The organism is Bradyrhizobium sp. 18BD (assembly GCF_054185225.1).
On the sequence record NZ_JAVAYL010000121.1, the window covers coordinates 1 to 504 of the forward strand.

Genomic DNA, 504 nt, shown 5'->3' on the forward strand with positions numbered 1-504 from the left:
TTTACATTTTAACCTGGCGAGGACGTTACTTGCGTGGCGGGTAACTCGACAATTGCCACCTTCAACACTCAGTCAGAAGCTGCGCGTAGCCTGCGTGCGGTTGAAAAAGTGTCGTTTAGTCTTGAGGACGCGCAAGAACTGGCGGCTTCCGACAATAAGAAAAGCAATGCGGTTTCGCTGGTAACGTCCAGTAACAGCTGTCCGGCGGATACAGAACAGGTTTGCCTGACGTTCTCCTCGGTGATAGAGAGTAAACGTTTCGACTCGCTGTATAAGCAAATCGATCTGGCACCGGAAGAGTTCAAAAAGCTGGTCAATGAAGAGGTGGAAAACAATGCCGCAACCGATAAAGCGCCATCCACTCATACCTCTCCGGTCGTGCCAGTCACCACACCGGGAACAAAACCGGATCTGAACGCTTCCTTCGTGTCGGCTAACGCGGAACAGTTTTATCAGTATCAACCTACTGAAATCATTCGCTCCGAAGGCCGACTGGTAGATAGC

Annotated in this window: 1 protein-coding gene; it reads left to right on the plus strand. The window is 50.8% G+C overall.

The features are described 5' to 3' along the window. Window positions 1–33: 33 nt before the first annotated feature. The coding region (locus tag RAD16_RS40695) for a hypothetical protein (RefSeq protein WP_458163660.1) at window positions 34–504 on the plus strand (471 nt) is incomplete at its 3' end.